The sequence below is a fragment of the Streptomyces flavotricini genome (assembly GCF_020639365.1).
In the GTDB taxonomy this organism is placed as follows: domain Bacteria; phylum Actinomycetota; class Actinomycetes; order Streptomycetales; family Streptomycetaceae; genus Streptomyces; species Streptomyces flavotricini.
Map to the genome: position 1 here is coordinate 1,445,658 of NZ_JAINUL010000001.1, position 21,219 is coordinate 1,466,876.

At 69.1% G+C, this 21,219-nt stretch carries 16 protein-coding genes; 12 read left to right on the top strand and 4 right to left on the bottom strand.

Annotated features, from left to right (window positions below; genetic code table 11):
- Positions 1-38: 38 nt before the first annotated feature.
- The 3 genes from K7B10_RS06925 to K7B10_RS41540 all read left to right on the top strand — a co-directional run bounded on the left by K7B10_RS06925 (position 39) and on the right by K7B10_RS41540 (position 2,688).
- Entirely contained in the window at positions 39-695 is a 657-nt protein-coding gene (locus K7B10_RS06925) for a CBS domain-containing protein (protein WP_229335062.1), read from the top strand.
- Positions 696-709: 14 nt separating this feature from the next.
- Entirely contained in the window at positions 710-1,609 is a 900-nt protein-coding gene (locus tag K7B10_RS06930; RefSeq protein ID WP_229335063.1) for a universal stress protein, read from the top strand.
- Positions 1,610-2,220: 611 nt separating this feature from the next.
- Positions 2,221-2,688 (top strand): RICIN domain-containing protein, encoded by a 468-nt coding sequence (locus K7B10_RS41540; RefSeq protein ID WP_372481537.1) that lies wholly within the window; start codon positions 2,221-2,223, stop codon positions 2,686-2,688.
- Between the two features lie 182 nt (positions 2,689-2,870).
- Here K7B10_RS41540 and K7B10_RS06935 read toward each other — a convergent pair whose 3' ends face one another.
- Entirely contained in the window at positions 2,871-4,382 is a 1,512-nt protein-coding gene (locus tag K7B10_RS06935) for a pyridoxal phosphate-dependent decarboxylase family protein (RefSeq protein WP_229335064.1), read from the bottom strand.
- Between the two features lie 370 nt (positions 4,383-4,752).
- Here K7B10_RS06935 and K7B10_RS41545 point away from each other — a divergent pair, with 370 nt between their 5' ends.
- On the top strand, positions 4,753-5,349 hold the full coding sequence (locus tag K7B10_RS41545; protein WP_372481378.1) for a hypothetical protein: 597 nt from the start codon (positions 4,753-4,755) through the stop codon (positions 5,347-5,349).
- Here K7B10_RS41545 and K7B10_RS06950 read toward each other — a convergent pair.
- The 3 genes from K7B10_RS06950 to K7B10_RS06960 form a co-directional block, all read right to left on the bottom strand.
- Positions 5,294-7,231, bottom strand: coding sequence for an APC family permease (locus tag K7B10_RS06950; RefSeq protein WP_229335065.1), 1,938 nt, complete (start codon positions 7,229-7,231; stop codon positions 5,294-5,296). The genes K7B10_RS41545 and K7B10_RS06950 overlap by 56 nt on opposite strands.
- 224 nt (positions 7,232-7,455) lie before the next feature.
- Positions 7,456-9,606, bottom strand: coding sequence for a potassium-transporting ATPase subunit KdpB (gene kdpB, locus K7B10_RS06955; protein ID WP_229335066.1), 2,151 nt, complete (start codon positions 9,604-9,606; stop codon positions 7,456-7,458).
- Between the two features lie 262 nt (positions 9,607-9,868).
- Positions 9,869-11,752, bottom strand: coding sequence for an APC family permease (locus K7B10_RS06960; protein WP_229335067.1), 1,884 nt, complete (start codon positions 11,750-11,752; stop codon positions 9,869-9,871).
- Between the two features lie 244 nt (positions 11,753-11,996).
- Here K7B10_RS06960 and kdpF (K7B10_RS06965) point away from each other — a divergent pair, with 244 nt between their 5' ends.
- The 8 genes from kdpF (K7B10_RS06965) to K7B10_RS07000 all read left to right on the top strand — a co-directional run bounded on the left by kdpF (K7B10_RS06965) (position 11,997) and on the right by K7B10_RS07000 (position 21,054).
- Positions 11,997-12,086, top strand: coding sequence for a K(+)-transporting ATPase subunit F (kdpF, locus tag K7B10_RS06965; RefSeq protein WP_037847856.1), 90 nt, complete (start codon positions 11,997-11,999; stop codon positions 12,084-12,086).
- 36 nt (positions 12,087-12,122) lie between these two features.
- Complete coding sequence (locus K7B10_RS06970; protein WP_229335068.1) at positions 12,123-12,872, top strand: DUF4118 domain-containing protein; 750 nt, start codon at positions 12,123-12,125, stop codon at positions 12,870-12,872.
- 240 nt (positions 12,873-13,112) lie between these two features.
- The gene (gene kdpF / locus K7B10_RS06975; RefSeq protein WP_037789535.1) at positions 13,113-13,202 is read left to right on the top strand and encodes a K(+)-transporting ATPase subunit F; all 90 of its coding nucleotides are present in this window, start codon (positions 13,113-13,115) and stop codon (positions 13,200-13,202) included.
- 6 nt (positions 13,203-13,208) lie between these two features.
- Positions 13,209-14,873, top strand: a complete 1,665-nt coding sequence (kdpA, locus tag K7B10_RS06980) for a potassium-transporting ATPase subunit KdpA (protein WP_229335069.1) — start codon at positions 13,209-13,211, stop codon at positions 14,871-14,873.
- On the top strand, positions 14,870-16,975 hold the full coding sequence (gene kdpB / locus K7B10_RS06985; RefSeq protein WP_229335070.1) for a potassium-transporting ATPase subunit KdpB: 2,106 nt from the start codon (positions 14,870-14,872) through the stop codon (positions 16,973-16,975). Before kdpA ends, kdpB (K7B10_RS06985) begins: the two co-directional genes overlap by 4 nt.
- Positions 16,976-16,978: 3 nt before the next feature.
- On the top strand, positions 16,979-17,656 hold the full coding sequence (locus K7B10_RS06990; RefSeq protein ID WP_229335071.1) for a potassium-transporting ATPase subunit C: 678 nt from the start codon (positions 16,979-16,981) through the stop codon (positions 17,654-17,656).
- A gap of 122 nt (positions 17,657-17,778) precedes the next feature.
- A complete protein-coding gene (locus K7B10_RS06995; RefSeq protein WP_229335072.1) occupies positions 17,779-18,468 on the top strand; it encodes a response regulator in 690 nt (229 codons plus the stop codon).
- 39 nt (positions 18,469-18,507) lie between these two features.
- Positions 18,508-21,054, top strand: a complete 2,547-nt coding sequence (locus tag K7B10_RS07000) for a DUF4118 domain-containing protein (RefSeq protein WP_229335073.1) — start codon at positions 18,508-18,510, stop codon at positions 21,052-21,054.
- Positions 21,055-21,219: the final 165 nt, after the last annotated feature.

The window sequence follows — 21,219 nt, forward strand, 5'->3', positions numbered from 1 at the left end:
TCGGCACTCGCACCGCTGCCGAGAGGTAGGAGAAGAGCATGAGGCATCGAGAAATCCGCGAGTTGATGACCCGCGAAGTCGTCACCGTCCCCGACAACGCCCCGTTCAAGCAGATTGCCCGAGCCCTGACGGACCACCGGGTGTCGGCAGTCCCTGTCGTCGACCGGGCCGGCCATCCGCTCGGCGTGATCTCGGAACGGGATCTGCTGCCGAAGTCCGCAGGCCAAGGAGACTACTTCCAGTCACTGCCCGAACGAGAAGCGTGGCAGGAGGACAAGGCCGCGGGAACACGCGCCGACGAGCTGATGTCCTCGCCCCCCGTGTGCGCCAGACCCGACTGGACCGTCGCCGAGGCGGCGAGACTGATGGAAGCGCAAGGGGTCAAGCGGCTCCTGGTCGTAGACGACTCGGACGTGCTGATCGGCATCGTCAGCAGAAGGGACCTGCTGCGGATCTTCCTGCGGGACGACGAGGACATCCGTCACGAGATCATGGCCGACGTACTCGACCTCGGCCTGCGTCAGAGCCCCGAGGCCGTCACCGTGGAAGTGGCCCAAGGGCGGGTCGAACTGCAGGGAACCGTCGACTTCAGGAGCCTCGTCCCGCTGATCGAACGGCTCTGCCGCACCGTGGACGGCGTGGTCTCCGTCACCCAGCACCTGGGGTACGCCATCGACGACACGAACCCGGCCTGAAGGGTCTGACGAGCGTGACGATCGCGAGAGAAGCCATCATGAACGACCTCATCGCCGTCGGCCTCGACGGATCCGCCGAAAGCGTCGCGGCAGCCCACTGGGCGGCTCGTGAGGCCCTGCTGCGCGGCGTGCCGCTCCACCTCGTCCACGCCGAGGAGTGGTCGTCCCCCCGGGCCGTCCCCGTCCCGACAGCCGATGTGCGTCGTCCATGGTCCCAGGCACTGCTGACCGAGGCCGCCGAAGCGCTGCGCACGGCGCACCCCCAACTGGACGTCGGCATCCGGTCGATCGACGGCCGCCCGGCCGCCGTGCTGGCACACGTCGCGGCGAACGCGGGCATGATCGTCCTCGGGTCTCGGGGCCTGGGCACGCTCATGGGTTTCGTCCTCGGTTCCGTCGGCATGGCGGTCATCCAGGCGACGGTGCGGCCGGTTGTCGTGGTGCGGGCGAGCGAGGACGCCGTACCGCACCCCGTGAGCCGGCACGCATCCCGTGACCTGGTGGTGGGCATCGACACCAGCAAGCCCTGCGATGCGCTACTGACCTTCGCGTTCGAGGAAGCGGCGCGGCGGGCCTGCGCCCTCCATGTCCTGCACAGCTGGTCGCCACCTCCTCTGGTGGGATACGGCGGGGCTTACGAACCGAGGATTCACGCGCAGCTCGAGATGAGCGCGAAGGCTGCCCTGGACGACGTCCTGGGGCCCTGGCGGGTGAAGTACCCGGCCGTCGCCGTCACCTCGCGGGCGAGCGCCGGGCACGCCGCCACGGAGCTCGTCGACCGCAGCTCCGAAGCGGGACTCATGGTCGTCGGCCGCCGCATCCGGCAGTCCCCGATCGGCGCGCACATCGGACCTGTTGCCCACGCGGTCCTCCACCACGCCAAGGGACCCGTCGCCGTCATCGCCCACGCATAGCCCCCCGAAGCGATGACGCACTGCCGCTCTGCGCTCTGCGCAGAGCGTCTCGACTGCCTGAATTCTCAGTTGAGCTGCGTCGGGGCACGCGGGTGGCGAGCGGTGTCTCCTCAGTCGACGTGGTCTCACCGCCACAAGTGTCCCGCGAGGGGTATCGGGCAGAAGGTTCTGTTACTGAGTTTGAACACGTGATGTCGTGTGGTTGCCCGGGCATCTATGAGAGCGAACGTCCTCAGGCTTCGACCGTGCTTGACTCCGGCGCCCCGACATGCGTGTCAGTCCTGGCTGAACTACTGTAAATGAGGGGTCTACGCCAACTGCAAGGCCGGTACCGGCTCTTGGTCGTGGCCGCTCTGCGCCGTACAGAGCCCCTTGACTCCTGCCGCAAAATCCTCACCCGTTTCCCACTCCCCGGGCCGAGCGTCTACAAAATGTCATCGTTTCCGACGGATGCGGAGGAGGCAGTCATGATGCACAAGGGCGGACGGCGATGGCTTCGTGCAGTGATGGTTTTTGGAACCGCGCTAAGCAGCTGCCTTTGGGTGTTTTCCGGTCCTGCGCAGGCTCAGGGCATCCCCCTTGCGGGCGGTTCGTTCTTTTTGATCAAGCCGATGCACGCCAACGGGACAAGGTGTCTTGACGTATCGAATGCAAGTGGTGAGGACGGAACCCCCGTGGTCTCAGCCAGGTGCTGGGGAGGGTCAAACCAACTCTGGACTACGCGGCTCCGTGGAGCTGGCTACGAAATCGCGCCACTGCATAGCAGCTATTTGAACATGTGTCTCGCCGTGTCTCATTTCCACATGTGGAATGAACGGGCGTCGGTGGTTCAAGAGAAGTGTTCGGGTAGAAATAATCAAATCTGGCGATTCTTCTCCGTGGATAATGGCGCGGAGGTGAATGTGCGCAGGCCTGCGGTCGGCCAGTTCGTGGAATTCCGGAGTGTGGTTAGCGGCAAATGCATGGACGTTGCGCACATGAGCCTTGCCCATGGCGCGCCGGTGGTCCAGGCAGGGTGCTGGAATGGGGCCAATCAGAGGTGGGTCGTCACCGCCCTGACCAATGAGGGCGGGGGCTGATGAGCTTGTGGGCGTGGCGTCATGAGCGGCTTGAGACCGGTTGCGGCGAGGCATCCGTCGACGAGGTCGCTGCGGTACTGGATCAGCCTGCTGGCCGCTGTCCTGCCAGGCCCGCCGCAACCGCTGGACCGACCGGACGCTGACCCGTAACTCCTTGTCCATGCGACACCACGCCTGCAAGCTCAGTAGACGGTCTGGAGGTGTTCTGCAGCGGCCAGAACCTCGTGGAGCAGGGTATCCACGTCATCGGTGGTGGTGAGGTAGTTGCAGACGCAGGCGCGCAGGACCGTCTGCCCGTCGTGGCTGACCGTGGCCAGATAGGCGTGGCCACGGGCTTGGACGCGCGCGGCCACTGCCGTGTGCAGGTCCGTTTTGCCCTGTCGGCCTGCTTCGGGGTGGGCGGCCAGACGGAAGCACACCACCGGCAGCGGGCCGCTGGTGCACAGGTCCAGCAGGGGGTGCTCCCGGACACGCTGCCGCATGTAGCCGGCGAGGTCCTGGTGACGCTGGAGAAGAGCGGCCACGCCGGAGCGGCCGAGGTGGCGCAGGGTGGCCCAGAGTGTGAGGGCGCGGGTGCCGGGGCGGGTGAGTTCGATCGTGTAGTCGGACATCCAGGGCCAGTCCTGGTCGCCTTCGAGGTAGGAGGCGCGGAAGGTGAACGCGTCGCGCAGCCGGGAGGGGTCGGTGACGAGGGCGGCGCCGCAGCCGACCGGCACGGACAGGGACTTGTGCGGGTCGACGGTGAGGGAGTCGAGGCCGGCGACGCCTCGATAGGAGGGGGCCAGTTCGGGGACCAGGGCGCCGAGTCCGCCCCAGGCTCCGTCGGCGTGGTGCCACAGGCCCGATCGGTGACAGACCTGGGTGATCTCTTCGATCGGGTCGACGGCGCCGGTCGCGGTGGAGCCGAGGCTGGAGACGACGCAGAAGGGCAGCAGGCCGGCCGTGCGGTCGGCGTCGACCATCGTCCGCAGGGCATCGACGTTCATGGACCGGTCCGGCGTGGTGGGCACGGCGCGCAGCCGCCAGGGCGGCAGGCCGATCACTGCCGCGGCCTTCGCGACCGACATGTGGGCCTGGTCGCTGTGGTAGGCGACCAGACGCGCGTGAGCCTGGTCGTAGGCGGGGCCGTCGGTGACGCCGTGCTGCCGCAGGAACCAGGTGCGGGCGGTGCCCAGGCAGAGCAGGTTGGCCATCGATCCGCCGCTGGTCAGCACCCCGCCCGCGGTCGGCTCCAGGCCGGCCAGCGAGGCCAGGTCGCGCAGCACCCCGCGTTCGAGGTCCATCAGGGCGTGCTCGCCCATCCCGCAGGTCGCGTTGACGGCGGTGGCCAGCAGTTCGGCGATCACCCCGGCCGGGGACGGCGGCGAGTTGATCCAGGCGAAGAAGGCGGGATGACCGTTGCCGGTCGGGTACGGGGCGATGGCCCGGTCGACGAACTCCAGCAGGGCGCCGAGATCCTGGCCCTCCTGCGGCAGCGACCCAGCGGCCATCGCCTGCCGGTGCGCCGACGGCATCGGCCGGGTCACCGGACGCTGCGGGATCTCCTGGAGGTAGTCGGCGACCCACTCGGCGGCAGCTGCCAGTTCGTCCCGGAAGACCTTCGGAGCCACGGCCAACGGACCGGCGCCGCCATCGTACTCCGGCCGGGGTGCGGCCAGTTGGGCCAGGCGGTCGATATCTGGCGGTGTCGGCATGGGGCGGCTGCGCCTTCGTTCGGGGTGTCGGCCGGACGGCCATGATCCAAAACGACGTCCGTGCGCGAAGGTAACGCTCTGCCGGTTCCCCGGCCCGTTGCCACTCCCGAAGGCTGCCGGCCACCCTCAGCCGAGCACCACCCGCCCCGCTGCCCGGCGGACGGCCCTCAGACACGCTGGTTCCGCATGGACGGAGCCAGCAGCCGGACGGTGCGGCTCGTAGCTGCCGAGCAGTACTCCCCTCTCGCGGAGTTCGGCGAGGCTGCGCCGGTATGCGGGGTGCGCCCTGTACGCCGCAATCGGCGAGCCGAACCGGTTCACCGATGCGTGCGACCCACTGCGCGGGATCCCGTGCCCACGGAGGGCCCATGTGGGTGGGCTGGCCGACGGCGGAGCAACACCGGCAGAGATCGCCGAGCGGTTCGACGTTCCGGCCTGCGTTCTGGACGAGGGCGCGGTCCGCGAGCGGTGCCGAACCTATCGGGATGCGTTCCCCGATGCCGATGTCCTTTACGCCGCCAAGGCGTTCCTCTCCCGTGCCATGGTGCGCTGGGTCGATGAGGAGGGGTGGGGCTCGACGTGTGCTCGGCAGGTGAGCTGGAGCTCGCCGTCACCGGTTCGGGTGGTGCCCGGCGTCGCGGCCGGCGGACACGACAAGATCCGTACCGGTACCGGCGGCCAGAAGTTCGGCCTCTCCCTCGCCGACGGGGGCGCACAGCATGACACCGGCGGCTGGGGCCGACCTCACAGATCCAACGGATCTTGCGTCGTGCCCGTCTACGGTTGGCAGACGAGCTCGATCACCATCGCTGCGATGACGCCCCAGACCCCGACCCCGAGCAGCCACAGGGCGTCCCATCCGGCGCCGGTGGCGATGACGGTCGGCCCGGCCGCCCGGCCGCCCCGCCGCGTCAGCCGGCGTGGACGTGGGGGCGGCGGGCGCGGTCCGGTTCGGCCTCGCGGATGACCTCGCGGGTGACGGGGGCGACCTCGCCCTGGCCGAAGAGGAAGAAGCGGAAGAAGTTGGCCATCGGGTTGCCCTCGGTCCACTCGAAGTAGATGTGCGGCCGCTGCCCGGTCTCGTCCCGTACGTGCAGCAGGAGGGCGGCGAGGGCGTTGGGGATGCTGGAGCTCTCCAGGGTCAGCACGCGGTAGCGGCCGTGGAGGACCTCGCCCCGCACCCGCATGCCCGATTCGAACTCGGACGCGTCCAGGACGGTGACCTCGACGAACATGACGTCGTCCTCGGCCGGGATGTCGTTGTCCGCGCGGATCTGCGCCTTCTTCTGCCGGTACTCCTCGAAGTCCCGGTTGCCGGGCTCGTTCGCGATGAACCGGATCGTGCGGTTGGCGGTGTCGCGGATGAACCGCTGTGCCATGTCGTCGAACTCGATGTGCGTGACGCGCAGCTCGAAGACGCGGGCGAGCCGGGAGAGGAGGGAGAGCGCGATGATGCCGCCGATGAAGCAGGCACCGATCTTCACGCCGTCCGGCCGCTCCACGACGTTGACGGCCGTCGTGTAGATGAAGACGGCCGAGATGACGCCGAAGCCGATGGTCCAGCCGCGCTCCCCGGCCCGGCGGGCGGCGATGGTCACGGCGACCGCGGCCGAGGTGATCAGGACGAGGACGCCGGTGGCGTACGCGCCGCCCTGCGCGTCGACGTCCGCGTTGAAGATCCAGGTCACGAGGAACGCGATCAGGGTGAACACGATGACCATCGGGCGCAGGGCGCGGGCCCAGTGCGGGGCCATGCCGTACCGGGGCAGGTAGCGCGGCATCAGGTTCAACAGACCAGCCATCGCGGAGGCGCCGGCGAACCAGAGGATCAGGATCGTCGAGATGTCATAGACCGTGCCGAAGGCGGAGCCCAGGTACTCGTGGGCCAGGTAGGCGAGGGCGCGGCCGTTGGCCTCGCCTCCCGGCTGGAACTGGTCGGCCGGGATCAGCAGGGTCGTGATGAGGCTGGAGCAGATCAGGAAGATGCTCATGATCACGGCGGCCGTGGTCAGCAGCTTCTTGGCGCCGCGGATTCGGCCGGCGGGCTCGGCTTCGGTGTCGTCGGGCTCGCCTTGGACGTGCGGCATGACCGCCACACCGGTCTCGAAGCCGGACAGGCCCAGCGCGAGCTTCGGGAACACGACGAGCGCGATCGCGATCATCATGAAGAAGTTGCCGTGTTCGGCGGTGAGCGCGGTCGTCCAGTCGGTGATGACCTGCGGTTCGGTGAACACGTTCCACAACCCGACGGCCACGACGACGACGTTCAGGCTGAGATAGGTGGCCACCAGGACCACGGCGACGCCGATGGCCTCGCTGAACCCCTTCAGGAACACCCCGCCCAGAAGCGCGATCAGGATCAGGGTGATCAGAACCTCGTGGCCGTGCAGGGTGCTGGTGAGGTGCGGGTTCTCCACCATGTGGGCGGTCGCGTCGGCGGCGGAGAGGGTGATGGTGATGAGGAAGTCGGTCGCCGCGAACCCGAGCAGGGTCAGGACGAACAGCTTCCCCTTCCAGAAGGTGAGCAGCCGCTCCAGCATGGCGATGGAGCCCTCGCCGTGCGGGCTCTCCTCCGCGACCCGCCGGTAGACCGGGAGCGCGCCGAACAGGGTCAGCAGCACGAGCACGATGGTCGCCAGCGGCGACAGCAGACCGGCCGCGAGGAACGCGATGCCGGGCTGGTAGCCGAGGGTGGAGAAGTAGTCGAGACCGGTCAGGCACATGACGCGCCACCACGGTCGGCCGTGGGGCTGGGCCGCCGCCTCCTTGGCGGCGGGCGAACTGTTCTCGGCGGTCAAGCCTTCCAGCATCCACGCGCGCAGGCGCGAGGAGCGGGCAGGGGTGGCCATCGTGGGGTGCTCCTGTCGTACGCAAAGAATCAGCCGTCGACATCGACGGCTGAGCCAGCGTACGCAGGCTGATCGCTCATGCACGCGAGCGGACAATCCCTGACGCGTCCTTAACGCGAACAGTGCCACCTGTGGCGTAGTAGAGGCACGCACGCTCAGGACGGAGATCGCTGGTGCGGGGGCGGCCCGGACGGGGACCGCCCCCGCGGGGGACCCGACGCTGTTCAGCCGAGGCCGGGGATGGTGGACACCAGCAGGTCGATGAGCTTGATGCCGACGAACGGCAGGATCAGGCCTCCGAGCCCGTAGACGCCCAGGTTGCGGCGCAGCAGGTCGTGCGCGGAGGCGGGCTTGTAGCGGACGCCGCGCAGGGCGAGCGGGATGAGGGCGACGATGATCAGGGCATTGAAGATGATCGCCGAGGTGATGGCGGAGGTCGGGCTGCTCAGGCCCATGATGTTGAGGGCTTCGAGTCCCGGGTAGGCCGAGGCGAACATGGCCGGGATGATCGCGAAGTACTTGGCGACGTCGTTCGTGATCGAGAACGTGGTGAGCGCGCCCCGGGTGATGAGGAGCTGCTTGCCGATCTCGACGATGTCGATGAGCTTGGTGGGGTTGGAGTCCAGGTCCACCATGTTCCCGGCCTCCTTGGCGGCCGAGGTGCCCGTGTTCATCGCCACGCCCACGTCGGCCTGGGCCAGGGCCGGGGCGTCGTTGGTGCCGTCACCGGTCATCGCGACGAGCTTGCCGCCCGCCTGTTCCCGCTTGATGAGGGCGAGCTTGTCCTCGGGGGTGGCCTCTGCGAGGTATTCGTCGACGCCGGCCTCCTGCGCGATGGCGCGGGCCGTCAGTTCGTTGTCGCCGGTCACCATGACCGTACGGATGCCCATGCTGCGCAGCTCCGCGAAGCGCTCCCGGATCCCCTCCTTGACCACGTCCTTGAGGTGGATGATCCCCAACACTCTCGGGCCGTCCCAGTCGTGGACCGCAACCAGCAGGGGCGTGCCCCCGGACTCGGACACGGTGGCCGACCAAGCTGCCGCTTCCGGCGGTACGGTCCCCCCGCGCGCCACCACCCAGTCGCAGACCTGCGTCACCGCGCCCTTGCGGATGGCGCAGCCGGCGCCGTTGTCCCAGCTCAGATTCACGCCGCTCATCCGGGTCCGGGCGCTGAACTCGGTGAAGCGGGGGTTGCTGAGGTCCTCCGCGGCGGCCGGCTGGAGTCCGTACTGCTGGGCGAGGGCGACGACGGAGCGGCCCTCGGGCGTCTCGTCGGCGAGCGAGGACAGCTGGGCGGCGTCCGCCAGCTTGATGTGATCCGCACCGGGCAGGGGGACGAAGGCTGCGGCCTCACGGTTGCCGAGGGTGATGGTGCCGGTCTTGTCGAGGAGCAGGGTGTTCACGTCTCCGGCCGCCTCGACGGCGCGCCCGCTCATCGCGATGACGTTCCGCTGGACGAGCCGGTCCATGCCCGCGATGCCGATCGCCGACAGGAGGGCGCCGATCGTGGTGGGGATGAGGGTGACGAGGAGGGCGACCAGGACGGTCGTGGACTGTGCGGCGTGCGCGTAGGCGGCCATCGGCTGGATGGCGACGACCACCAGGACGAAGATGACGGTGAGTGCGGCCAGCAAGATGTTGAGCGCGATCTCGTTCGGGGTCTTCTGCCGGGTGGCGCCCTCGACCAGCGCGATCATGCGGTCGATGAAGCTGTTACCCGGGCGCGAGGTGACCCGTACGACGATCGTGTCGGACAGCACGGTCGTACCGCCGGTGACCCCGGAGCGGTCGCCGCCCGATTCCCGCAGGACGGGTGCCGATTCGCCGGTGACGGCCGACTCGTCCACCATCGCGGCCCCGTCGACCACGTCGCCGTCGGCCGGGATCAGCTCGCCGGCCTCGACGAGCACGAAGTCGAAGGGCTGGAGCTCGGCCGGCGTGACCACCTCGGTCTCGGCCCGGTTCAGGTTCGCCCCGTACGTCCAGTGGTTCAGCCGTACCGCGACGGTGTCCGTACGCGCCTTGCGCAGCGACTCCGCCTGAGCCCGGCCCCGGCCTTCGGCAACGGCCTCGGCGAGGTTGGCGAACAGGACCGTCAGCCAGAGCCAGACGCTGATCACCCAGGTGAAGACGGACGGGTGGATGAGCGCCGAGAGCGTGGTCAGCACTGATCCGACGGCGACGACGAACAGCACCGGCTTCTTGACCAGTTCGCGCGGGTGGAGCTTTCCGACGGCCTCCCGTGCGGAGGCGGCGAGGAGCTCAGGGTCCACGACGTTCACCTGGCCGGAGCGTTTTCGGGACGGTCGGTTGGTCGGAGTCCGCGGAGGTGTCCCGAGACCCGGAGGAACGTGCTGCGCGGCGGCGGGAGGCATGAAGCGACCTTCTGGATGGGTTCGAGGCGTGGCAGCCCCGGCAGCTCGCGGCCAGGGTGCGGAAGAGGGTGTCGCCGCCGGGGACCGTCCCCCATGGACCCCCTCGGCCGTCATGTGAGTATGCGAGGTCACCGGCGGCGCAACAGGCAGGAAACTACTGCCTGTTCCATCGGAAATACGCTTGTGGGTACGGGAATTGGCACCTTTTTGACGGCGGCGCACGAGACGTGTCAAGCCGCCGTCAGAGGTGCGTCAACGCACGTCAGCGCGTGTCTGCCGTGATGCGGAAGCGCAGCCGGCAGATCACGGCGTCGGTGTCGCGGCGGACCGCGTGGGCGACGACGGAGCCGCGCTGGTTCTGGAGCAGCCGCTGCCACAGGTGGGCCGGTTCGGTCTCCGGGATCAGGACGGTCACCTGTGCGTCCGGATGGGCCTGGGCCAGCTTTCGCACGTATGCCGCCAGGGGGCGGCCGAGCGATCGGGTTTCCGAGGAGAGCTCGATCAGTTCGACGCCGGGCTTCCACAACTCCCAGTCCCGCTTGAGGGCTTCAGTGGTCTGGTGGTCCTCGGGGGCCGGGTGGGTGACGGTCACGGCGAGAACGTCATCGCCGAGTGAGCTGGCCGCGTTGAGGGCCTGGCCGGTCAGGCGGGACAGACCGGAGACGGGAACCACGACCACGGAGCGGGAACGATGCGGAGCCTGGGGAATCCGGCCGAGCTCCAGACGCTCGCCGATCTCGGTGTATGCGCGGTGGATCTTCTCGAAGCCGAGAACGAGCAGCGGCAACGCGACGACGATCAGCCAGGCGCCCTCGGTCGACTTGGTGGCGGTGACGACGACGGCCGAGACCCCGGTCAGCAGGGCACCGAAACCGTTGAGCGCCGCCTTCGCCTGCCATCCCCGCGGCCGCTCGCCGTACCAGTGCCGGACCATGCCGACCTGGCAGATGGTGAAGCCGATGAAGACGCCGATCGCGAAGAGCGGGACGAGGGTGTTGGTGTCGCCGCCGGAGAAGACGAGCAGCAGGGCGGAGACGAGGGCCAGCCAGACCACGCCGTGGCGGTGGACCTGGCGGTCGGCCTTGAGCGCGAAGACGTGCGGCAGGTGGTTGTCGCGGGCCAGCAGGCTCATCAGCACCGGCAGACCACCGAAGGAGGTGTTCGCTGCCAGCGCGAGCAGCACCATCGTGGCGAACTGGACCACGTAGAAGGCGGCGTTGTGCCCGAAGGAGGCGTCCGCGAGCTGGGCGAGCACGGTCACGCCCTCGACGGGCTGGAGGTGGAAGCGCCCGATCAGGATCGACAAGCCGATCAGCATCACACCGAGCAGGGCGCCGAGCGCGACCTCGGTGCGCTGGGCGCGGCGGGCGGCCGGCGCCCGGAACGACGGCACGGCGTTGGCGACGGCCTCGACTCCCGTCAGCGCGGAACAGCCGGCGGCGAAGGCCTTCAACAGCAGGAGCGCACCAACGGCGGTGGCACCCTCGCCGAGCGCGGAGGCGTGCCCGGCGGCGGAGGCGTAGCTGACGGGACCGTCGCGGAAGAGGCCGACGACGACCATCGCGAGGATCGACCCGACGAAGACGGCGGTGGGCACGAGGAACGCCTTGGCGGATTCCACGACCCCCCGCAGATTCACCGCGGTGACCAGCACCAGGACGCCCAGGCAGATCCACACCCGCTCCCCGTACAGCTCGGGGAACGCCGAGGTCAGGGCAGCCACGCCGGCCGTGACGGACACGGCGACGTTCAGCACGTAGTCCAGGATCAGCGAGGCGGCGGCCACCAGACTCGTACGCCGACCGAGGTGCCGCTTGGCCACGGCGTACGAGCCGCCGCCGTCCGGGAACGCGGCGATGACCTGCCGGTACGAGGCCACCAGCACCGCCAGCAGTGCGGCGATCGCCAAGGTGACGGGGAGGGTGAAGCCCATGCCGTACGCACCGGCCGCGGCCAGGACGAGCACGATCGACTCCGGCCCGTACGCCACGGACGCCATCGCGTCCAGCGACAGCGCGGCCAGTCCCTGGAGGGCGGTCAGCCTGTGGCGGTCGCCTGCCACGGGCGCCCGTACGCCGGTATCAGGGGGCTCCTCCGTGCCCGGGGCCTGTCCTGCCGTGCTCGGCTTTCCCATGTCTATGGACATCTTTCGCTGTTCCTCCGTTGGACAAAGTGAGGACAGCGTCGGAATGCCGTGGCTTGCTCACCAGTGTTCTTGGCGTCATCCATACGGCCGCTTCTCCCGTATTCACGCGCCTTTGATGCCGAGGCGGGGCAGGCGTATGAGGTGCGTCAAGACCTGGCCGCGGTGTGTGGCTGTCCCTCCGGCAGGGGGCAGTGTTCTTACAGGCGGCTGCCCCGCCTGCCGCCGTGAAAGGGAGAAGGTCCAGATGGATGCGGAGAACGTGGTCGGGCTGGTCATCGCCCTCGCTCTGCTCGGCTATCTCGTGGTCGCACTGATCAGGCCCGAGAAGTTCTGACATTCGAACCCCTCGTGTCCGGACAGGAGGCATCACATGTCCGGGTATCGACTTCACGACACGGCCGCCCTGCTCGCGGCCCTCGTGGTCCCCTTGCTCGTGGCGCTCGCGCTCGTACCCTTCCGCACTGATCTTTCGGCGACGAACGCGGCTCTGGTCCTGGTCGTCGCCGTGGTCGCGGTGGCCGCGCTCGGCACCCGGGTGGCCGGGGCCCTCGCCGCGCTGTCGGCGGGCGCCTGGTTCGACTTCTTCCTGACCGAGCCCTATCAACGGTTCTTGATCGCCGGCCGCGACGACATCGGGACGGCGGTCCTGCTGCTCGTCGTCGGCCTGGTCGTCTCACAGCTGGCGGTACGCGCACGGCGGCTCCGGAGGACCGTGATCACTGACGCGGCCCATCTGTCGAGCCTCCGGGGAACCGCCCGGCTGACCGAGGACGGCCGCTCGCCGGAGGCCGTGGTCGAGTACGTGCGCCGGGAACTCGTCGGCCTGCTGGGGTTGCGCGGCTGCCGCTTCGAATACGGCACCCTGACGGGAAATCTGCCGCGCCTCCAGCACGACGGCGGCCTGTGGCTGCACCGCCCGGGGCGGGTGACGGAGTACGCCGGCTGGCCGGACGGCGAGACCGAGCTGCGCGTCGTCGGCGGCGGGCACTACTACGGCCGCTTCCTGCTGGACCCCCTCCCCGGCCCGCTCCCCCCGGAACAGGACCGCCTGGTGGCCGTCGCACTGGCCGCCCAGGCCGGCTCCGCCCTGGACACGGCCGGCCTGTCCCACCAGGGCTGACCAGGCTTTCTCCGGCGCTTCGCGTAAGGGCGGCGTTAAGAGTTCCCGCGCGTCCGTATGGACCCCGTCAAGGCGTCTTAACGCCGGGCCGAAGACGCGGTTATCTCGTCATCGGCCATCTGGCCGATTCATTTCTTCCCTCTTCATCCAGGAGCTCACGGTGGCCGATCTGGCCTTCGTCGTCACCACGGTCGCGGTCTTCGCGCTGGTGGCTCTCATCGCCCGGGGGGTGACCAAGCTGTGAACGCCGAAAACATCGTCGGCCTCGTCGTGGCCGTCTCCCTGCTCGGATACCTCGTCCTCGCCCTCGTGTACCCGGAGAGGTTCTAGCCACCGATGAGTCCCGTTTTCGCTGGTGTGCTCCAGCTGCTCGCGCTCGTCGCCGCGCTGGCGCTGGCCTACCGCCCGCTGGGCGACTACATGGCCAAGGTCTACTCCTCCGAGAGGCACTACCGTCCGGAGAAGTGGATCTACAAGGCCATCGGCGCCAACCCGTCGGCCGAGATGCGCTGGCCCGCGTACCTGCGCGGCGTCCTGGCCTTCTCCGCGGTGAGCGTCCTCTTCCTCTACGCCCTGCAGCGGGCCCAGGGCATCCTGCCCGGCTCGCTGGGCTTCTCCGCGATCGACCCGGACCAGGCGTTCAACACCGCCGCCTCGTTCGTGGCGAACACGAACTGGCAGTCGTACGCCGGCGAGCAGGCCATGGGCCACGTCGTGCAGACCGGCGGCCTGGCGGTGCAGAACTTCGTCTCCGCGGCGGTCGGGATGGCCGTGGCGGTGGCCCTCGTACGGGGCTTCGCGCGCTCGCGCACCGGTGAGCTCGGCAACTTCTGGTCCGACCTGGTCCGCGGTGTCTTCCGCATCCTGCTGCCCATCTCGGTGATCGGCGCGGTCATCCTCGTCGCGTGTGGCGCGATCCAGAACTTCGCCGGGATCCACGAGGTCGGCCAGTTCATGGGCGGCAGCCGGCAGTGGAACGGCGGGGCGGTCGCCTCCCAGGAGGTCATCAAGGAGCTGGGTACCAACGGAGGCGGCTACTTCAACGCCAACTCGGCCCACCCCTTCGAGAACCCGAGCCCCTTCTCGAACCTGTTCGAGATCTTCCTGATCCTGGTGATCCCGTTCGCGCTGACCCGGACCTTCGGCCGCATGGTCGGAAGCCTGCGCCAGGGCTACGCGATCCTCGCCACGATGGCGACCATCTGGCTCGCCTTCACCGCGCTGATGATGTGGACCGAATTCGCCCACCACGGCCCGGCCTTCGAGGTCGCGGGCGGCGCGATGGAAGGCAAGGAGACCCGCTTCGGGATCGGCGCCTCCGCGATCTTCTCCGTCGCGACCACGCTCACCTCGACCGGCGCGGTCAACTCCTTCCACTCCTCCTTCACAGGTCTCGGCGGCGGCATCCAGCTGCTGGGCATGCAGCTCGGCGAGATCGCACCCGGCGGCGTCGGCTCCGGCCTCTACGGCATGCTGATCATGGCGATCATCGCCGTGTTCATCGCCGGCCTGATGGTCGGGCGGACCCCCGAGTACCTCGGCAAGAAGATCGGCACCCGCCAGATCAAGCTCGCGGCCTGCTACATCCTCATCACCCCTGCGCTCGTGCTCTGCTTCACCGCCGCCGCCATGGCGCTCCCCACGCCCGGCAACTCGATGGCGAACCCCGGTGCGCACGGCTTCTCGGAGATCCTCTACGCCTACACCTCGGGCGCGAACAACAACGGCTCCGCCTTCGCGGGCCTGAACGCCGACACGCAGTGGTTCAACAGCACCATCGGCCTCGCGATGCTGCTGGGCCGTTTCCTGCCGATGGTGTTCGTCCTCGCGCTGGCCGGCTCGCTCGCCGAGCAGAAGCCCGTGCCGGAGACGGCAGGCACGCTCCGTACGGACAAGCCGCTCTACACCGGCCTGCTCGTCGGCACGATCCTCATCATCACCGGTCTGACCTACTTCCCGGCCCTGGCGCTGGGTCCGCTCGCCGAAGGGCTCGCATCATGAGCACCGCCACTCCCACCAGGGCTCCGCACCAGGACGTGCCCACCGGCCACAAGCCGGGCGCCGGACGCGTGGGCGGCGGCCTGTTCGATCCCAAGCAGCTGCTGAAGTCCTTCCCGGACGCCGTCCGCAAGCTCGACCCCCGCGTCATGATCAAGTCCCCGGTCATGTTCGTGGTCCTGATCGGCTCGGTGGTCACCACCGTCCTGGCCATCAAGGACCCGACGGACTGGTTCGGCTGGGCGATCACCGCCTGGCTGTGGCTGACCACGATCTTCGCGAACCTCGCGGAGGCGGTGGCCGAGGGCCGCGGCAAGGCCCAGGCCGACACCCTGCGCAAGGCCAAGACCGACTCCGTCGCCCGCCGCCTGACCCGGGACGGCCTCGGCGAGGAGCAGGTTCCGGGCACCGACCTGCGCATCGGCGACCTCGTCGTCTGCGAGGCGGGCGACATCATCCCCGGCGACGGTGACGTCGTCGAGGGCGTCGCATCGGTCGACGAGTCCGCCATCACGGGCGAGTCCGCACCCGTCATCCGCGAGTCCGGCGGCGACCGCTCGGCCGTCACCGGCGGCACGAAGGTCCTCTCGGACCGGATCGTCGTGAAGATCACGACGAAGCCCGGTGAGACCTTCATCGACCGCATGATCGCGCTCGTCGAGGGCGCGGCCCGGCAGAAGACGCCCAACGAGATCGCGCTGAACATCCTGCTCGCGTCCCTCACCATCGTCTTCCTGCTGGCCGTGGTCACCCTGCAGCCCTTCGCGATCTACGCGGGCGCCGAACAGTCGATGATCGTGCTGACCGCGCTGCTGGTCTGCCTGATCCCGACCACCATCGGCGCGCTGCTCTCCGCGATCGGCATCGCCGGCATGGACCGGCTCGTCCAGCGCAACGTCCTCGCGATGAGCGGTCGTGCCGTGGAAGCCGCCGGTGACGTGTCGACCCTGCTGCTCGACAAGACGGGCACCATCACCCTCGGCAACCGCCAGGCCTCCGAGTTCGTCCCCGTCAAGGGCACGACGGAAGCCGAACTGGCCGATGCCGCCCAGCTGTCGTCCCTCGCGGACGAGACCCCCGAGGGCCGTTCCATCGTCGTCCTCGCGAAGGAGAAGTACGGGCTGCGCGAGCGGCACCAGGGCGAGCTGTCGAACGCCGAGTGGATCGCCTTCACCGCCCAGACCCGCATGTCGGGTGTGGACGTGGATGGCAAGAAGACCCGCAAGGGCGCCGCCGGTTCGGTCATCACCTGGGTCAAGGAGCAGGGCGGCCAGGTCTCCGACGACGCCGACCTCCTCGCGAACAACATCTCCGAGGCCGGCGGCACACCACTGCTCGTGGCCGTCGACGACGAGAAGGGCGCCCGGGTCCTCGGTGTCATCCACCTCAAGGACGTCGTCAAGGAGGGCATGCGCGAGCGGTTCGACGAACTGCGCCGCATGGGCATCAAGACCGTCATGATCACGGGTGACAACCCGTTGACGGCCAAGGCGATCGCCGAGGAAGCGGGCGTCGACGACTTCCTCGCCGAGGCCACCCCCGAGGACAAGATGGCCCTCATCAAGCGGGAGCAGGCCGGCGGCAAGCTGGTCGCGATGACGGGTGACGGCACGAACGACGCCCCCGCCCTCGCCCAGGCGGACGTCGGCGTGGCGATGAACACGGGCACCTCGGCCGCCAAGGAGGCCGGGAACATGGTGGACCTGGACTCCAACCCCACCAAGCTCATCGAGATCGTCGAGATCGGCAAGCAACTCCTGATCACGCGCGGTGCCCTGACGACGTTCTCCATCGCCAACGACGTCGCCAAGTACTTCGCGATCATCCCCGCCATGTTCGCCGTGGTCTACCCCGGCCTGGACAAGCTCAACATCATGGGCCTGTCCTCGCCCGAGTCGGCGATCCTGTCCGCGGTCATCTTCAACGCGCTGATCATCATCGCGCTGGTCCCGCTCGCCCTCAAGGGCGTGCAGTACAAGCCGACCAGCGCCGACAAGATGCTCCGCCGCAACCTGGGTCTGTACGGCGTGGGCGGTCTGATCGCCCCGTTCATCGGAATCAAGATCATCGACATGCTCATCACCCTCATCCCCGGAATCGGCTGAGCCATGAACAACTCCGTAGGAAACACCGCTCGTCTGCTGTGGGCCGGCCTGCGCGCACTGCTGGTTCTGACGCTTGTCTGCGGCGTCCTGTACCCGCTGGCCGTCACCGGCATCGCCCAGGTCGCCTTCGGCGACAAGGCCAACGGCTCGGAGACCAAGGACGAGAGCGGGCAGGTCGTCGGCTCTTCCCTCATCGGCCAGACCTACAACCTCCCGAAGCAGAACCCCGACGACCCGGAAGAGGCCGCCAAGCCGGACCTGAAGTGGTTCCAGCCCCGCCCCTCCAACGGCCTCGGCTCCAACAGCGTCAACACCCAGTACTCCCTGATCCTCTCCGGCGCCACCAACAAGGCCGCCGACAACCCGGACCTGGTCAAGCTGGTCACCGACGCCAAGGCAGCCGTCATCGCGGACAACTCCACGGCGACGTACAAGGTCAAGCCCTCCGAGGTGCCGGCCGACGCCGTCACCTCCTCCGGCTCCGGCCTCGACCCGGACATCTCCCCCGCCTACGCCGAGATCCAGATCCACCGGGTCGCCGAGCAGAACCACCTCGACGTCAAGCAGGTCGAGAAGCTCGTCGCCGACCACACCACCGGCCGGACCCTCGGCTTCATGGGCGAGCCCCGCGTCAACGTCCTGGAGCTGAACACCGCCCTCAAGGCACTGACCAAGAGCTGATGTTCCACAGCGCACGGACCGGGGGCCGGCGGGGCGCGGAACTCCCCCAGCTGACGCTGGGAGGGCCCCAGCGTCCCGCCGGCCCCTTACCGTCCCCGCAACGAAGGAAAGGCTGCACACCGATGACCCGGGTGCTGGTGGTGGAGGACGACCCTCAGCTCGTCCGCGCACTGAAGATCAATCTCCAGGCGCGCAAGTTCGACGTCGAGGAGGCTTCCGACGGGGGCTCGGCCCTGCGGCTCGCGGCCGCCCGCACGCCGGACGTCATAGTGCTGGACCTCGGCCTCCCGGACATGGACGGCATCGACGTCATCAAGAGCGTTCGCGGCTGGAGCCGGGTCCCCATCCTGGTCCTCTCCGCGCGTCACACCTCGGAGGACAAGATCCGAGCACTGGACGCCGGCGCGGACGACTACGTGACGAAACCGTTCAGCATGGACGAGCTCCTGGCCCGCCTGCGGGCCGCCGCCCGCAGGCAGGAGCCGACCACCCCATCCCAGGCCGACAAGGTCGCCGTCGTGACGACCGGCGAGTTCACCGTCGACCTGATCGCGAAGAAGGTCCACCGGGGCGAACGCACGGTGCGGCTGACCCCGACCGAGTGGCACCTGCTGGAAATCCTCATCACCCACCCGGGCCGGCTGATCACCCAGAGCAGGCTCCTGCTGGAAGTCTGGGGCCCGAGTTATGGGGAGAACACCAACTACCTGCGCGTATACATGGCTCAGCTACGGCGCAAGCTGGAAGCGGACCCCTCGCACCCCCGGTACCTGATCACCGAACCGGGCATGGGCTACCGCTTCGAACCCTGATCACCCACGCGATCGTCACCAGAGAAGAAGAGTCTGAACATGGGACGCGGCAAGCTCCGCATCTACCTCGGCGCGGCACCGGGCGTCGGCAAGACGTACGCGATGCTGTCCGAGGCCCACCGCCGCGTCGAGCGGGGCACCGACTGCGTCGTGGGCTTCGTCGAGCACCACAGCCGCCCGCGGACCGAGGTCATGCTGCACGGCCTCGAGCTCGTCGAGCGGCGCGAGATCGAGTACCGCGGCTCCACGTTCACCGAGATGGACGTCGACGCGATCCTCGCCCGCCGCCCCGCCGTGGCTCTCGTGGACGAGCTCGCGCACACGAACGTCCCGGGCTCGCGCAACGCCAAGCGGTGGCAGGACGTCGAGGAGCTGCTCCAGGCCGGCATCGACGTCGTCTCGACCGTCAACATCCAGCATCTCGAATCACTGGGTGACGTGGTCGAGACGATCACCGGCGTCCGCCAGCGGGAGACGGTCCCGGACGAGGTCGCGCGCCGCGCCGACCAGATCGAGCTCGTCGACATGTCCCCGCAGGCGCTGCGCCGACGCATGGCGCACGGCAACGTCTACAAGCCCGACAAGGTCGACGCCGCCCTCTCCAACTACTTCCGCCCCGGGAACCTGACCGCGCTGCGCGAGCTGGCGCTGCTCTGGGTGGCCGACCGGGTCGACGAGTACCTCCAGGAGTACCGGGGCGAGCACAACATCCGCTCCACCTGGCAGGCCCGCGAACGCATCGTCGTCGGTCTGACCGGCGGCCCCGAGGGACGTACGCTCATCCGGCGCGCCGCCCGGCTCGCCGAGAAGGGCGCGGGCGGCGAGGTCCTCGCCGTCTACATCGCCGCCAGCGACGGGCTCACCTCCGCCTCCCCCAAGGAACTGGCCGTCCAGCGCACCCTGGTCGAGGACCTCGGCGGCACCTTCCACCACGTCATAGGCGACAGCATCCCCGACGCGCTGCTGGAGTTCGCCCGCGGGTGCAACGCCACCCAGATCGTGCTGGGCGTCAGCCGACGGCGCTCCTGGCAGTACGCATTCAGCCCAGGTGTCAGCGCCACCGTCGCCCGCGAATCGGGCCCGGACCTCGACGTCCACATCGTCACCCACGACGAGGCCGCCAAGGGCCGCCGCAGCCTGCCCGTCGCACGCGGCGCGCGGCTCGGCCGCTCGCGCATCATCTGGGGCTGGCTCACCGGCATCGCCGGCCCCGCCCTGCTCACCGTGCTGCTCAGCCAGCTCGTCCCCGAGCTCGGGCTCGCGAACGACATGCTGCTCTTCCTCACGTTCACGGTGGCGGCGGCCCTGCTCGGCGGCCTGCTCCCCGCGCTCGCCTCGGCGGCGTTCGGGTCCCTCCTGCTGAACTACTACTTCACGCCGCCACTGCACGAGTTCACGATCTCCGACCCGAGGAACATCGTCGCCATCGCGATCTTCGTCGGTGTCGCGGTGTCGGTTGCCTCGGTAGTGGACCTGGCCGCCCGGCGTACGCACCAGGCCGCCCGGCTGCGCGCCGAATCCGAGATCCTCTCCTTCCTCGCCGGCAGCGTCCTGCGCGGTGAGAACTCCCTCGACGCGCTCCTCGAACGGCTCCGCGAGACCTTCGCGATGCAGTCGGTCGTCCTCCTGGAGCGCAGCAGCGAGGTGGACCCCTGGACGACGGCGGCGTCCGTCGGCACCAGTCCCGTCGGCCGACCCGAGGACGCGGATGTCGACCTCCCCATAGGCGACAACATGGCCCTCGCCCTCACGGGCCGGGTCCTGCCCGCCGAGGACCGCCGCGTCCTGGGCGCCTTCGCCGCCCAGGCCGCCGTCGTACTCGACCGCCAGCGCCTCGTCGACGAGGCCGAGAAGTCTCGTGAACTCGCCGAGGCCAACCGCATCCGCACCGCGCTCCTCGCCGCCGTCAGCCACGACCTGCGTACCCCGCTCGCCGGCATCAAGGCCTCCGTCACCTCCCTGCGCTCCGACGACGTCGAATGGTCCGAGGACGACAAGGCCGAACTCCTCGAAGGCATCGAGGACGGAGCCGACCGCCTCGCCGCCCTGATCGGCAACCTCCTCGACATGTCCCGCCTCAACACCGGCACCGTCGTCCCGCTGATCCGCGAAACGGATCTCGACGAGGTCGTCCCCATGGCCCTGGGCGGGGTACCCGAGGACAGCGTCGCGCTCGACATCCCCGAGACCCTGCCGATGGTGGCCGTCGACCGCGGGCTCCTGGAGCGGGCCGTCGCCAACATCGTCGAGAACGCCGTCAAGTACAGCTCCGACGGCCAACCCGTCCACGTCTCCGCCAGCGCGCTCGCCAGCCGGGTCGAGCTGCGCGTCGTCGACCGCGGGCCCGGCGTCCCGGACGAGGCCAAGAACCGGATCTTCGAACCCTTCCAGCGCCACGGCGACGCCCCGCGCGGCGCCGGCGTCGGCCTCGGCCTGGCTGTGGCCCGCGGCTTCACCGAGGCCATCGGCGGCACCCTCACCGCCGAGGACACCCCGGGCGGCGGCCTCACCATGGTCATCACCCTCCCCATAGCAGGGGACGTCCCTCCGGTATCGCCGGAGCTCCCGACGTCTGCGGTCACCTGACGACGAGGCGACCGGCAGGGCGACTCCCCGAGTACGGGCTGACGACAGGAACACGCGAGCCGTCCGGCCCCGGTATCCACACGCCGGAGAGCCGGACGGCTCATGTGTTGTGCGACGGGTGACCGACACGCGGTCGCATCGGTCCGTACCCCCACGGTGGGACCA

What these genes read in the sequence shown, in the direction of transcription:
- K7B10_RS06925 (WP_229335062.1), top strand. Translation starts at nt 39, where the DNA reads ATGAGGCATCGAGAAATCCGCGAGTTGATGACCCGCGAAGTCGTCACC.
- K7B10_RS41540 (WP_372481537.1), top strand. Translation starts at nt 2,221, where the DNA reads ATGCACGCCAACGGGACAAGGTGTCTTGACGTATCGAATGCAAGTGGT.
- K7B10_RS06935 (WP_229335064.1), bottom strand. Translation starts at nt 4,382, where the DNA reads ATGCCGACACCGCCAGATATCGACCGCCTGGCCCAACTGGCCGCACCC.
- K7B10_RS06950 (WP_229335065.1), bottom strand. Translation starts at nt 7,231, where the DNA reads ATGGCCACCCCTGCCCGCTCCTCGCGCCTGCGCGCGTGGATGCTGGAA.
- kdpB (WP_229335066.1), bottom strand. Translation starts at nt 9,606, where the DNA reads ATGCCTCCCGCCGCCGCGCAGCACGTTCCTCCGGGTCTCGGGACACCT.
- K7B10_RS06960 (WP_229335067.1), bottom strand. Translation starts at nt 11,752, where the DNA reads ATGTCCATAGACATGGGAAAGCCGAGCACGGCAGGACAGGCCCCGGGC.
- kdpF (WP_037847856.1), top strand. Translation starts at nt 11,997, where the DNA reads ATGGATGCGGAGAACGTGGTCGGGCTGGTCATCGCCCTCGCTCTGCTC.
- K7B10_RS06970 (WP_229335068.1), top strand. Translation starts at nt 12,123, where the DNA reads ATGTCCGGGTATCGACTTCACGACACGGCCGCCCTGCTCGCGGCCCTC.
- kdpA (WP_229335069.1), top strand. Translation starts at nt 13,209, where the DNA reads ATGAGTCCCGTTTTCGCTGGTGTGCTCCAGCTGCTCGCGCTCGTCGCC.
- kdpB (WP_229335070.1), top strand. Translation starts at nt 14,870, where the DNA reads ATGAGCACCGCCACTCCCACCAGGGCTCCGCACCAGGACGTGCCCACC.
- K7B10_RS06990 (WP_229335071.1), top strand. Translation starts at nt 16,979, where the DNA reads ATGAACAACTCCGTAGGAAACACCGCTCGTCTGCTGTGGGCCGGCCTG.
- K7B10_RS06995 (WP_229335072.1), top strand. Translation starts at nt 17,779, where the DNA reads ATGACCCGGGTGCTGGTGGTGGAGGACGACCCTCAGCTCGTCCGCGCA.
- K7B10_RS07000 (WP_229335073.1), top strand. Translation starts at nt 18,508, where the DNA reads ATGGGACGCGGCAAGCTCCGCATCTACCTCGGCGCGGCACCGGGCGTC.